Here is a 13,451-nt window from a genome sequence, read left to right as displayed (position 1 = left end):
CATGGACATCACCTTCCAGGACCTGTCCAGCACGTTCAGCCTCGGCGACATCGCCGCGTCGCTGGCGCTGTCCTTCGTGCTCAGCGCAGTCATCGGCTGGGTCTACCGGGCCACCCACCGCAACGTGTCGTACAGCCAGTCGTACGTTCAGACACTGATCATCCTCGGGATGCTGATCTCGTTGATCATGCTGGTCGTCGGCTCCAACATCGCCCGGGCCTTCGCCCTGGTCGGCGCGCTGTCCGTGGTCCGGTTCCGCAACGCGATCAAGGAGACCCGCGACGTCGGCTTCATCTTCCTGGTGATGGGCGTCGGCATGGCCTGCGGCACCCGGTTCTACCTGCTCGCGGTGATCGCCACGGTCGCGATCTGCCTGATCATCGGGGTGATGTACCGCTTCAACTGGTTCGCGCTCAACGTGCAACGCCAGGTGGTGAAGGTGCAGGTGCCACCGGACCGCGACCACACGCACGCCGTACAGGACGTGCTGCTGCGGCTGACCACCGAGTTCGAGCTGGTCAGCATCGAGTCGATCCGGGGCGGAGCGCTGACCGAGCTGATGTACACGGTCAGGTTGAGCAAGGGCACCGAGCCGGGCGAACTGATCGCGGCGTTGAGCGGGCTGACCGGCGGCCAGCGGGTCACGGTGCTCACCGGCTACGACCAGACGGACCTGTGATGAGCGGTACACCGTCCACCCCGAATCCACCGGCCGTGCCGCCGGCCGCTGCGCCGAAGCACCGGTTACGGCACCGGATCCCGCTGCGCATCCGGCACAACTACCGGCTGCTGGCCAGCTGCGCCGTATTCCTGCTGGTGGTCACGGTCGTGCTGGGCAGCACCCGGATCCGGCCGTACGTCACCAGCGCGGCCGACGCCGCGACCGACCTGGTGACGGTCGACATCGCCGGCACCATTGACCTGTTCGACCCAACGGTGGCCCACGAGATCTCGCTGGTCTTCGCCGACGCCGACTACCAACGGATGCTCGACGCCTACTTCGACGACGGCGAGAAGGAGTACCTCGAGGCGGACCTGGTGGTCGACTCGACCACGATCCCGAGCGTGGGAATCCGGCTCAAAGGCAACTCCACCCTGTCCGGTCTGACCCGCGACGGTGAGACCGTGCAACGCGGCGGGGCCGCCCCCGACGGCGGACAGTCCGGTGCAGGGCAGCGACCCGACGGTGGGCAGGGACAGCAGCAGGGCGCAGGCGGGCCGGGCGGCGGTATGGGCCGGGCCGGGCTGGCCGCCGAGGAACCGGAGAACCTGCCCTGGCTGATCAGCTTCGACACGTTTGTCGAGGGACGGCGCTACCAGGGACTACAGGAGATCGCAGTGCGGGTCGGCGGAATGGGTGGCGGTAGCGCCGTGGCCAACGAGGCCCTCGCCCTGTCGTTGCTCGATACCGCCGGGATGGCCACCCAGCGGTACGCGTACAGCGCGTTCACGGTCAACGACCGGCCCACCACCGCCCGCCTCGTGGTGGAACACCCCGACGAGCACTACGCCGCCGGGCTGGGTGACAGTGGCGTGCTCTACAAGTCGTTGGCCGGCGGTTCGTTCACCTACCAGGGCGAGGATCCGGTCGAGTACCAGGATGACTTCAAGCAGATCAACCTCACCGGAAGCCAGGACCTGCAGCCGGTGATCAACCTGATCCGCTGGGTGTCCGAGGCGTCCGACGACGAATTCGACGACGAGCTGGCCGATCACGTCGACGTCGAGTCGTTCGCCCGCTACGTCGCCGCCCAGAACCTGCTGCTCAACTTCGACGACATGGCCGGTCCCGGCCGCAACTACTACCTTTGGTACGACCTGGCCACCCGGAAGTTCACGGTGGTCAGCTGGGACCACAACCTGACGTTCAGTGGCGACGCCACCCTCGGGCCGCAGGACGCGGTGACCATGGGCGGTGGCCGGTTCGGTGGTGGCGACGGCGGTGCCACGCCGCAGAACGGCACGGCACCACAGGACAGGTTCGCGCCACCCGACGGATTCCAGCCACCCGACGGATTCCAGCCACCCGACGGATTCCAGCCACCCGACAGGGCCGGCTCCGGGGCGGCGCCGCAGGGCGGCGGTCCCGGCCGGTCGGCCGGGCACCCGCTCAAGGAACGGTTCCTGGCCAGCGACGCGTACACCGAAGTGTACGAGGCCGCGTACCGCGATCTCTATCAGCGGATGTTCGCCAGCGGCGCGGCGACGGCCGCGCTGGACGGCCTGGCCGCCGTCCTGGCAACCGTCGACGGTCAGGACGGCTCGGCGGTCGCGACCGAGCTGGAACAGCTGCGGACCACGGTCGAGCAACGGACGGAAAGCCTGCGCGATCAGGTGTGAGCGGCGCCTGGCGGCCGTAGAGTCGGTGACCGTAGGCGACCAGTCGACCCGTCGCCCGCTGGAAGGAGCTCCGTCGATGGCCAAGCCGCCGATGCCGCAACACCTGGTCGAAATGCTGGGCCGGCCGAACCCGTCGGTGATGGGTACGGTGAGCCCGAGCGGCACGCCGGTGACCGTCGCCACCTGGTACCTGTGGGACGACGGCCGGGTGCTGCTCAACCTGGACGCCGGGCGCAAGCGGCTGGAGCATCTGCGGGCCGACCCACGGGTGTCGCTGACCGTGCTGGACGGCGACTCCTGGTACCGGCATGTCAGTCTGCACGGCAGGGTGACCATCGAGCCGGACCCCGAGCTGGCCGGGATCGACCGACTCGCCCGGCACTACACCGGTGACCGCTACCCGAACCGGGAGCGCCCCCGGGTGTCCGCCTGGCTGACCGTGGAGTCCTACCACGCCTGGGGCTTCGACCGCTGAACCTCCGCTCCCAGCGGACCGCCCACCGGTGCACGGGTCACGGCCCGTTCAGGCCGGTCGCGGCCGGGCAAATAGAATGGCCCGGAATCAACCGCCGCCGGCCGGTACCCGACGTACCGGCCGTCACCGACCTTGGGAGCAATTCGTGCTGACGATGCAGGACGCGCTGGCCCGCCTCGCGGCGTACTGGGCCGAGCAGGGTTGCCTGACGGTCCAGCCGATGAACACCGAGGTCGGCGCCGGCACGCTGAACCCGGCCACGTTCCTGCGGGTGCTCGGTCCCGAGCCGTGGCGGGTCGCCTACGTAGAGCCGTCGGTGCGTCCGGACGACGCCCGGTACGGCGAGAACCCGAACCGGATCCAGACCCACACCCAGTTCCAGGTGATCCTCAAGCCGGAGCCGGGCGACGCGCAGGAGCTCTACCTAGGCAGCCTGGCCGCGCTCGGCATCGACGTGGCCGCGCACGACGTCCGGTTCGTCGAGGACAACTGGGCCTCACCGGCGCTCGGCGCCTGGGGTCTGGGCTGGGAGGTCTGGCTGGACGGGCTGGAGATCACCCAGTTCACCTACTTCCAGCAGGCCGGTGGGATCAACCTCGAGGTGCCGTCGGTGGAGATCACCTACGGCATCGAGCGGATCATGATGGCGTTGCAGGGGGTCCGTCACTTCAAGGAGATCGCGTACGCGCCGGGCATCTCCTACGGCGAGATCTTCGGCCCCGGCGAGTACGAGATGTCCCGCTACTACCTCGACGACGCCGACGTCGCCACCAACCGGCAGCTGCTCGACCTGTACGCAGCCGAGGCGCAGCGGATGATCGACGCCGGGCTGCCGGTCCCGGCGCACAGCTTCGTCCTCAAGTGCTCGCAGGCGTTCAACGTGCTGGACGCGCGGGGCGCGGTCTCCACCGCCGAGCGGGCCACCGAGTTCGCCCGGATGCGCCGGCTGGCCGGCGAGGTGGCGCAGCTGTGGGTGCGCCGCCGCGACGAGCTGGGCCACCCACTCGGCGTGGTGCCACCGGCGCCAGCCGGGCAGGCCGACGCAGCGGCCGCGCAGCCCGGTGAGTCGGCCCCGGCCCGGCAGCTGGTGTTCGAGATCGGCACCGAGGAGATGCCGCCATCGGAGGTCCGCTCGGCCCGCCAGCAGGTCGCCAAGCTGGTCGCCGACCGGTTGGCCGCGACCAGGCTGATGCACGGCGACGTCCGGGTGCTGGCCACCCCACGCCGGCTGGTCGCCGTCGTCGACGCGGTCGCCGCCCGCGAGCCCGACCACACCCGCACGGTACGCGGCCCGAAGGTCGCCGCCGGGTTCCGCCCGGACGGAACACCCACCCCGGCTGCGGCGGGCTTCGCCCGTTCCCAGGGGGTCGAGGTGACCGACCTGGCCCGGGTGGAGATCGGCGGCGTACCGCATCTGGCGATGCTGCGCGACGAGCCCGGCCGCACCGCGACGGAGGTCCTCACCGAGGTGCTCGCCGGGGTGGTCACCGGCCTGCGCTCGGCGAAGAACATGCGCTGGCGGGATCCGCAGCTGGCGTTCACCCGTCCGGTCCGGTGGCTGCTGGCGCTCTGGGGTGACCTGGTGGTGCCGGTCGAGGTGTCCACGCTGGCCGCCGGCCGGACCACCCGGGTGCACCGGACCGCCGCGACGTCGACCGTCGAGGTGGCCGACGCGGAGAGCTACCTGGCGACGGTCCGTGACGCCGGCATCGTGGTGGACCCGGAGGAACGCCGGGCGATCGTCACCGCCGCCGCCGGTGAGCTGGCCGCTGGCGTCGGCGGCCGGGTCGACCTGGCCGCCGAGGCTGGTCTGCTGACCCAGGTGGTGGACCTGATCGAACAGCCGACGCCGCTGCTCGGCGGGTTCGAGGAACGCTACCTGGAGCTACCTGAGTCGGTGCTGGCCACGGTGATGCGCAAGCATCAGCGGTACCTGCCGGTGCGGGGCGCGGACGGTGCCCTGTTGCCGCACTTCGTGGCGGTCGCCAACGGCGCGATCGACGTCGATCTGGTACGGGCCGGCAACGAGGCGGTGCTGCGGGCCCGGTACGAGGACGCGGCGTTCTTCTACCGCGCCGACCGGGCCACCCCGCTGGCCGAGCTGCGGTCCCGACTGAGCCGGTTGACCTTCACCGACAAGCTGGGGTCGATGGCGGACCGGGCTGACCGGATCGCCGGGCTGGCCGGTGACCTGGCCGAGATGATCGCGCTGTCCGATGCGGACCGGGCGACCTTGGACCGCGCGGCCGAGCTGGTCAAGTTCGACCTCGGTTCGCAGATGGTCACCGAGATGACCAGTCTCGCCGGGGTGATGGCCCGTGACTACGCCGGGCACGCCGGAGAGCCGGCGGCGGTCGCGCAGGCGGTGTTCGAGGCCGAGTTGCCGCGCAGCACCGGTGACCAGTTGCCGCAGTCGCTGCCGGGGGCGCTGCTGTCGCTGGCCGACCGGCTGGATCTGGTGACCGGCCTGGCTGCCACGGTCGGCATGCCGACCGGCAGCAGCGACCCGTTCGCGATCCGGCGGGCGGTGCTGGGGCTGTTGGCGGTGCACCGGAGTCAGCCAGGGCTGGCCGGGATTTCGCTGGCCACCGGGCTCGCGGCTGCCGCCCGGCGGCAGCCGGTGCCGGTCGACGACACCGTGCTGGCCGAGATCGTCGAGTTCCTGACCCGCCGGGTGGAGCAGTTGCTGACCGAGGAGGGCCAGCCGGTGGACCGGGTCCGCGCGGTACTGGCGCACGCCGACCGGCCGCAACTGGTTGACCGGCTGCTGGCCCAGCTGGACCGGCTGCTGGCCGACGAGCAGTTCCGGGCGCTCGCCGAGGCGTTGCAGCGGGCCCGGCGAATCGTCCCGGCTGACGTGCCCGCCGAGTACGACCCGGCGCTACTCACCGAGCCGGCCGAGGTACGGCTGCACGAGGTGGTCAAGCAGGTGCGGGCCGACCTGGACCACAGCGCGGACCTCGACCGGTTCACTGGAATCGCCGGGCAGCTGACCGCGCCGGTGAACGCCTTCTTCGACGACGTCTTCGTGATGGCCGAGGATCCTCAGCTGCGTCAGGCCCGGCTGGGTCTGCTCGCCACGGTCGCGACGCTCGCCGCCAACCTGCTGGACTGGCCGCAGCTGCGGATGTGACCCCGAAGAAGCAGTTCGGCCACGCGTGGTGGCGGGGCGATTCGGCCACGCGGCGGGGTCCGCCGGCCGTGCTACCGTCTGTCAGTCCACACTCGGTGTCGACAAGGAAGGCGGGGGCCGGCCATCACGTCTCCGGGAGCCTGCGACACGCACCTGTCCGCCGGTGCCGCCACAGCCGCGCCGCACGGTTGGGTGGACGGGCCTGCCGGGCCGGTCCGCAACGTACCGAATCTCATCACCACGGTCCGGACCGTGGTCGCCGTCGGCTTGGCCGTGCTGGCCGTCGTCGGCGACAGCACGGTACTCACCGGCGTCGCGATCGGCTGCTACTGGATCGGTGACATGGCGGACGGTCTGGCCGCCCGGCTGCTGCGGCAGGAGACCCGGTTCGGTGCCGTCTACGACATCGTCTGCGACCGGGTCTGCTGCCTGGCGGTCGCCGCCGCGCTGATCCCGCTGCTGCCGTCGATGGGCGTTCCGCTGGTCATCTTCGTCGTGCAGTTCGTCGTGGTGGATCTGGTGCTGAGCCTGAGTTTCCTGCGGTGGCCACTGCTGAGCCCGAACTACTTCCATCTTGTGCACACCCAGGTGTACCGGTTCAACTGGTCGCCGGTGGCGAAGGCGTTGAACACCGGCGGCCTGGTGCTGCTGGTGGTGCTGGCACCGTCGCCGGTGCTTCCGGTGGCGTTCACCTTGGCGATCGCCGCGGTGAAGCTCGCTTCGCTCGTCGTGGTGGCCCGGATCCCGCTCGCTGTCGACCTTCCGGGTCTGCGCGCCGCCTCCTCGTGATCGCGGTTCTGCTGGCCACCGTCGCGGTTGGTGCCCTGTCGGCGGTGTCGCCGGTGACTCCGATCGAGCCGTACCTCATCGCATTGACCGCCACCACGTCCTCCCCGCCGGTGGCGCTGGGTGTCGCCGCAGCGCTCGGCCAGACCGTCGCCAAGCTCGCCATGTTCCTGGCGTCGCGGGGGGTGATCCAGTCGCCGTGGCTGCGCCGGTGGCTGGCCAAGCGGACCGCGCCGAAGGCGGCGGCCACGGCCAGCGCGGTAGCGGCCGACGGCACGACGCCGACGGACACGACGGCGACAAACCCGACGCCGACGGACGACACGGCGACGGACACGCCGCCGACGGACGGCAGGCCACGGGCCGGATGGTTGCGCCGGATCGGTCCGGCGATCGGCGACCGGCTGCCGCAGGGGCTGCGCAGCAGGTTGTCCGGCTGGGCGGGCTGGGTGGCCAGGGAGCACCGCCGACTGTACGAGCCGGCGTTCGTCATACCGACCCTGTTCGCGAGCAGCGTGATCGGCGTGCCTCCGCTGCTGGTCACGACGGTGGTGGCCGGTGGCACCCGGATGCCGGCCAGCGTGTTCGCAGTGGTCTGCTTCATCGGCAGATCAATCCGATTCGTCGCGCTTGCGATGGTTCCCAGCTGGTTCAGCGGCTGAGCGTTTATCAAACCGTTACACGCATAGCCCTTGCCGGAAACAAAGCCGGCAGTCCCTAATTTTGTCCAACGGCTTAACAAAAGCTCGGTGACCGCGTCGTGGCAGCGCGTTCACCGGGCCAGACGGGACGACCCTCGGCGGGTCGGCCCACCCGACAGTGTGTTCACCAGGACTAGGAGACCACGTGTCCCGAACCCGCCGACGCCACCTTCGACGTGGCCCGCTAACCGCTGCGATACTTTCGCTCTCCATGTTGTCTACTGCCCTGCTCGGCGCCCCTGCCGCGCAGGCCGCACCGGGCAACCCGGGCAACCCGGTCGATCCGGGCCCCGCCGTGCAGGCCAGCCCGGGCGATTTCGAGGCGGCCGCCGACGAGCCGTACTCCGTGCTCGTCTTCTCCAAGACCGCCGGCTTCCGGCACGGCTCCATCCCGGCTGGCATCGCCGCGATCGAGCAGCTCGGTGCCGACAACGGCTTCACCGTCGACACCACCGAGGACGGCGCCGAATTCACCGACGCCAACCTGGCCAACTACCGGGCGGTCATCTGGCTGTCCACCACCGGCGACGTCCTCGACACCGCCCAGCAGGCCGCCTTCGAGCGCTACATCCAGGCCGGTGGCGGGTACGTCGGGATCCACGCCGCCTCCGACACCGAGTACAGCTGGCCCTGGTACGGCGAACTGGTCGGCGCCTACTTCTCCGGCCACCCGGCCAACCAGAACGCCGTAGTCAAGGTCGAGGACCCGGCCCACCCGTCCACCGACGGACTGCCCGCCGAATGGACCCGCTACGACGAGTGGTACAACTTCCAGACCAACCCGCGCGGCGACGTGCACGTACTGGCCAGCCTGGACGAGACCAGCTACACCCCAGGTGCCGGCGCGATGGGTGCCGACCACCCGATCGCCTGGTGCAGCGACTACGACGGCGGCCGGGCCTGGTACACCGGCGGCGGCCACACCAACGAGTCGTTCGCCGAGCCGGAGTTCCTCGACCACCTGCTCGGCGGCATCCAGTCCGCCGCCGGGGTCGTCGACTCCGACTGCGGCGCCTCGCTGACCGAGAGCTTCGAGAAGATCACCCTGGACAACAACACCAGCAACCCGATGGAGCTGGACATCGCCCCGGACGGACGGGTCTTCTACATCGAGCGTGACGGCCGGGTACAGATCGTCAAGCCGGACACCGGCAACACGGTCACCGCGATCGACCTCGACGTGTTCACCGGCAACGAGGACGGCCTGATCGGCATCCGGCTCGACCCGGACTTCGCCGACAACGGCTGGGTGTACCTCTACTACGCCCCCAACGACGGCGTGGCCCGCAACCTGCTGTCCCGGTTCACCGTGGTCGGCGACAGCATCGACCCGGCCAGCGAGGAGGCCGTACTGCAGGTCGACACCCAGCGCAACACCTGCTGCCACGCCGGCGGCACCATGACCTTCGACAGCCAGGGCAACCTCTACCTGGCGACCGGGGACAACACCAACCCGTTCGAGTCGAGCGCCTACACCCCGATCGACGAGCGGGCCGGGCGGCAGGACTACGACGCGCAGCGTACCTCCGGTAACACCAACGACCTGCGCGGCAAGGTGATCCGGATCCACCCGGAGGACGACGGGACGTACACCATCCCGGAGGGCAACCTGTTCGCACCGGGCACCGCGCAGACCCGCCCGGAGATCTACGCGATGGGCTTCCGCAACCCGTTCCGGATCGGCGTGGACCTGGCCACCGACACGCTCTACGTGGCGGACTACGGCCCGGACGCCAACTCGGACAACCCCAACCGGGGCCCCCGGGGCCTGGTCGAGTGGAACATCGTCGACACCCCCGGCAACTACGGCTGGCCGTACTGCACCGGGACGAACGAGGCGTACAACGACTACCAGTTCCCGTCCGGCCCCAGCGGCGCGAAGTTCGACTGCTCGGCGCCGGTGAACGACTCCCCCAACAACACCGGACTTACCGAGTTGCCACCGGCGATCCCCGCCACCGTGGACTACGGCTACAGCGGTGACCCGCGCTACCCCGAAATCGGTGGCGGCGGTGCGCCGATGGGCGGGCCGGTCTACCGCTACGACACCGAGCTGGCCTCGGACCGCAAGTGGCCGGCGTACTACGACGGCAAGGCGCTGCTGGGCGAGTGGAACCAGTCGAAGATGTACACCATGCAGGTGTCCGCTGACGGCACCGAGCTGGTGGACATCAACCAGTTGCTGACCGGGATGAGCTTCGTCCGCCCGATGGACTTCGAGTTCGGCCCCGACGGCGCCCTGTACCTGATCGAGTGGGGCAGCGGCTTCGGCGGCAACAACGACGACTCGGGGGTCTACCGGATCGACTACGTCGCCGGTAGCCGGGCACCGATCGCGCAGGCCAGCGCCACCCCGACCTCCGGCCAGGCACCGTTGACCGTGGAGTTCTCCAGCGCGGGCTCGCGCGACCCGGACGGCGGCACGCTGGCCTACGCCTGGGCCTTCGGCGACGGCGGGACCTCCACCGAGGCCAACCCGACCCACACCTACACCGAGGCCGGCAACTACACCGCGCAGCTGACCGTGACCAACCCCAACGAGCGTACGGCGGTTGCCAACGTACCGGTGACGGTCGGTAACACCGCACCGACGGTGACCATCGACTTCCCGCCGGCCGGCGGCTTCTTCGACTGGGGCGACCAGGTTGAGTACACGATCACCGTGACCGACCCGGAGGACGGCGAAATCGACTGTGACCGGGTGGAGCTGCAGGTGCTGCTCGGCCACGACGAGCACGCCCACCCGTTGGAGCAGCACACTGGCTGCTCCGGCACGGTGCAGACCCAGCTCGCCGCCGGCCACGGCGCCGAGGCGAACGTCTTCGGCGTGTTCGAGGCCACCTACACCGACGACGGCGGGGTCGGCGGTGCCGCGCCACTGACCGGCCGGGCGATCGAACTGCTGCAGCCCAAGCGCAAGCAGGCCGAGTACTTCAGCTCGACCGGACGGGTGGACGGCGCCACCGGCGGCGGCGACCCGGGCGTCCGGACCGAAACCACCGGCGACCCGGCCGGTGGCGGCGAGAACATCGGCTTCATCGAGGACGGCGACTGGTGGTCGGTCGACCCGGCCAACCTGACCAACGTCGACTCGATCGGGTTCCGGGTCGCATCGGCGACGGCCGGCGGCCGGATCGAGGTCCGCGCCGACGCCGTCGACGGTCCGGTGGTCGCCTCCGCTGACGTCGCGGGTACCGGCGGCTGGCAGACCTGGACCGACGTGACCGCGCCGGTCACCGGCGGCGCCGACGCGGCGGTGCTGTACTTCGTCGCCCGGGACCCGGGCGGTGGCGCGAACTCGCTGTTCAACGTCAACTGGATGGACTTCCTCGGCCGAGGCGTCACCGAGAACGCGCCGCCGCAGGTCAGCGTCACCGCGACGCCGACGTCCGGCACCGCGCCGCTCACCGTGGCGTTCGACGGCACGGCCACCGATGCCGAGGGCGACACCCCGTTGACGTACGCCTGGGACTTCGGTGACGGCGGCACCGCCGACACCCTGGACGCCAGCCACACGTACACCGCACCGGGAACCTTCGTCGCCACCCTGGTGGTGACCGACGCCCGGGGCGCGACGGCATCGGCGTACGTGTCGGTGCGGGTCGAGGCACCGAACACGTCCTGCTTCGGAGCACGGTCGGACGACTTCCTCGGCGACGGGCTGGACCGCGACCGGTGGACGGTGGTCCGGGAGAGCCAGGTGTACTCGGTGGCCGACGGCACGCTCCTGCTGCCGACCGGCGTCGGTGACCTCTACGGCGGCCGCAACGACGCCACCAACCTGGTCCTGCAGCCCGCGCCGGACGGCGCCTGGCAGGCCACCACCAAGGTGACGTTGCCGGTTACCGCCAATTACCAGCAGGCTGGTCTGCTGGTCTACGGCGACGACGACAACTACGCCAAGCTGGACCTGCTGTACAGCGGCAGCCGCCGGGTGGAGTTCATCCGGGAGACCGGCGGCACCCCGCGCAACGAGGGTGCCGACGCCACCGACGCGCCCGCAGGTGACACCATCTACCTGCGGGTGACCAGCGACGGGACGAACCTGACGGCGGCCATGTCGGCCGACGGACAGACCTTCGCCCCGGTCGGCCGGTCGGCGGCACTGACTGGCATCGGGAACCCGCAGATCGGCGTGTTCGCGCTCAACGGTGGGACCGAGGCTCCGGTGGTCGACGCCGCCTTCGACTGGTTCCAGGTGACGCCGGATGAGCCGGCCGGTCCGGTCGAGCCGTCCGACGAGTTCGACGGGAGCGCGCTGGACGCGTGCCGCTGGGACGCCATCGTCCGGGAGGACGCGGCGGCCTACCGGGTCGCCGACGGGTCGCTGCACATCGACGTGTCGAACGGTGACATCTACGGTGCGGGCAACTCCGGGCCGACGAACTTCATCCTGCAGACCGCGCCGGACGGCGACTGGACCGTGCAGACGAAGGTCGACGGCAGCCTGCTGGACGAGCAGTACCAGCAGGCCGGGCTGCTGGTGTACGCCGATGACGACAACTATCTCAAGTTGGACTTCATCGCCGACAACACCGTCGGCAGCCCGGTCAGTCGGCGCATCGAGTACCGCAGCGAGATCGGTGCGGCGGTGCAGAACCCGCAGCCGCAGGTCAGCGAGCTGACCTCGGCGGTGTGGCACCTGCGGCTGGCCCGCGTCGGTGACACCTACACCGCCGCGTACTCGGCCGACGGCACCGACTGGACGCAGTTCGAGTCGCTCACCAACGCGGCTGTCGGGGCTAACCCGATGGTCGGGCTGTTCAGCCTCGGCGCCAACCAGACGGAGTCGAAGACCGTGTCGTTCGACTACTTCCGGTTGACCACGGAGGTTTCGGAGGAGGACACCACGGCGCCGGTGACCGAGGCCGAGGTCAGCGGGACCGGCGAGCCGGCTGGACCGGTCGAGGGCTGGTACCCCGGACCGGTCGCGGTCACCCTGACCGCCACCGACGAAGACGGTGGCAGCGGGGTGGCGGGTACCGAGTACTCGCTCGACGACGAGACCGGGTGGACGGCGTACACCGAGCCGGTAGCGGTGAGTGGGGACGGCAGCCACGAGCTGCGGTTCCGGTCCACCGACGCCGCCGGCAACGTGGAGCAGACCCGGTCCGTCACCTTCCAGATCGACGCCACGGCGCCGGTCAGCTCGGCGGAGTTCGCCCCGGCGAACGACAACGGCTGGCACGACGGCACCATCCCGGTGGTGCTCTCCTCGACCGACGACGGTTCCGGGGTCGAGCTGCTGGAGTGGTCGCTCGACGGCGGTGACTGGACGCCGTACGACGAGCCGGTCGAGGTGACCGGCGACGGTGACCACGAGCTGCTCTACCGGGCCACCGACCTCGCCGGCAACGTCGAGGCGCTGAAGTCGGCCGTGGTGAAGATCGACGGCAGCAAGCCGACCCTGCTGATCTCCGGGCTGGCCGACGGCCAGCTGTACGGCGACAGCCAGGACGTACGGGTGTCGTGGCAGGCGGTCGACCCGACCTCCGGCATCGACACCGTCGTCGGCACGCTGGACGGGCAGCCGTACGCGAACGACACCCTCCAGGTGATGTACGACCTGCCGCTCGGCCTGCACGAGCTAACCGTGACCGCGACCGACAAGGCGGGCAACGACACCACCTCGACGGTTCGGTTCTTCGTCACCACCTCGTTCCGGGACATGCAGAACCTGATCGACAGGTTCAAGTCGACCGGACGGTTGTCCAAGAAGGCGGACCGCAAGCTGTCCAACAAGCTGGACGCGGTCCGGCTGTCGGAGGCGGCCGGCAAGGACAAGCGGGCGATCCAGCAGCTGACCGCGTTCAAGGCCCTCGCCGCCGACCCGGATCTGGTCACCGACGCCGACGTGCGGGACACCCTGATCCGTGACGCCGACGCCATGATCGAACGGCTCGGTGGCACGGCGAGCGCGGCCGGGGTGAAGGCGAACGGCGGAAAGCCGGTCACCGGTGCCGGTCGGCTGGCGGAGGACCCCACCCGGATCGACCCCGACCAGCAACTCTGATCC

7 protein-coding genes are annotated in these 13,451 nt (G+C 70.3%); all 7 read left to right on the top strand.

All coding sequences use genetic code 11. The features are described from left to right. Window position 1: 1 nt before the first annotated feature. The 7 genes from O7610_RS26785 to O7610_RS26755 all read left to right on the top strand — a co-directional run bounded on the left by O7610_RS26785 (window position 2) and on the right by O7610_RS26755 (window position 13,448). Window positions 2-679 carry a DUF4956 domain-containing protein gene (locus tag O7610_RS26785; protein WP_281553137.1) on the top strand — a complete coding sequence of 226 codons (678 nt, stop codon included), beginning with the start codon at window positions 2-4 and terminating at the stop codon, window positions 677-679. Next, window positions 679-2,340, top strand: coding sequence for a CotH kinase family protein (locus O7610_RS26780; RefSeq protein ID WP_289212118.1), 1,662 nt, complete (start codon window positions 679-681; stop codon window positions 2,338-2,340). Before O7610_RS26785 ends, O7610_RS26780 begins: the two co-directional genes overlap by 1 nt. A 76-nt stretch (window positions 2,341-2,416) precedes the next feature. After that, window positions 2,417-2,815, top strand: coding sequence for a PPOX class F420-dependent oxidoreductase (locus O7610_RS26775; RefSeq protein WP_282232281.1), 399 nt, complete (start codon window positions 2,417-2,419; stop codon window positions 2,813-2,815). Window positions 2,816-2,969: 154 nt separating this feature from the next. Further along, window positions 2,970-5,948, top strand: a complete 2,979-nt coding sequence (locus tag O7610_RS26770) for a glycine--tRNA ligase (RefSeq protein WP_281555413.1) — start codon at window positions 2,970-2,972, stop codon at window positions 5,946-5,948. A gap of 192 nt (window positions 5,949-6,140) precedes the next feature. Continuing rightward, entirely contained in the window at window positions 6,141-6,737 is a 597-nt protein-coding gene (locus O7610_RS26765) for a CDP-alcohol phosphatidyltransferase family protein (protein ID WP_281553134.1), read from the top strand. Continuing rightward, window positions 6,734-7,396, top strand: coding sequence for a hypothetical protein (locus O7610_RS26760; protein ID WP_281553133.1), 663 nt, complete (start codon window positions 6,734-6,736; stop codon window positions 7,394-7,396). The genes O7610_RS26765 and O7610_RS26760 overlap by 4 nt, the downstream gene beginning before the upstream one ends. 250 nt (window positions 7,397-7,646) lie before the next feature. Next, complete coding sequence (locus tag O7610_RS26755; protein ID WP_353850301.1) at window positions 7,647-13,448, top strand: ThuA domain-containing protein; 5,802 nt, start codon at window positions 7,647-7,649, stop codon at window positions 13,446-13,448. The last annotated feature ends 3 nt before the right edge of the window (window positions 13,449-13,451 follow it).

Origin of the sequence: Solwaraspora sp. WMMA2065 (assembly GCF_030345075.1) — a bacterium.
Lineage (GTDB): Bacteria > Actinomycetota > Actinomycetes > Mycobacteriales > Micromonosporaceae > Micromonospora_E.
Note: the sequence above shows the minus strand (reverse complement) of the source record. Positions and strands in the feature narration are given on the sequence as shown.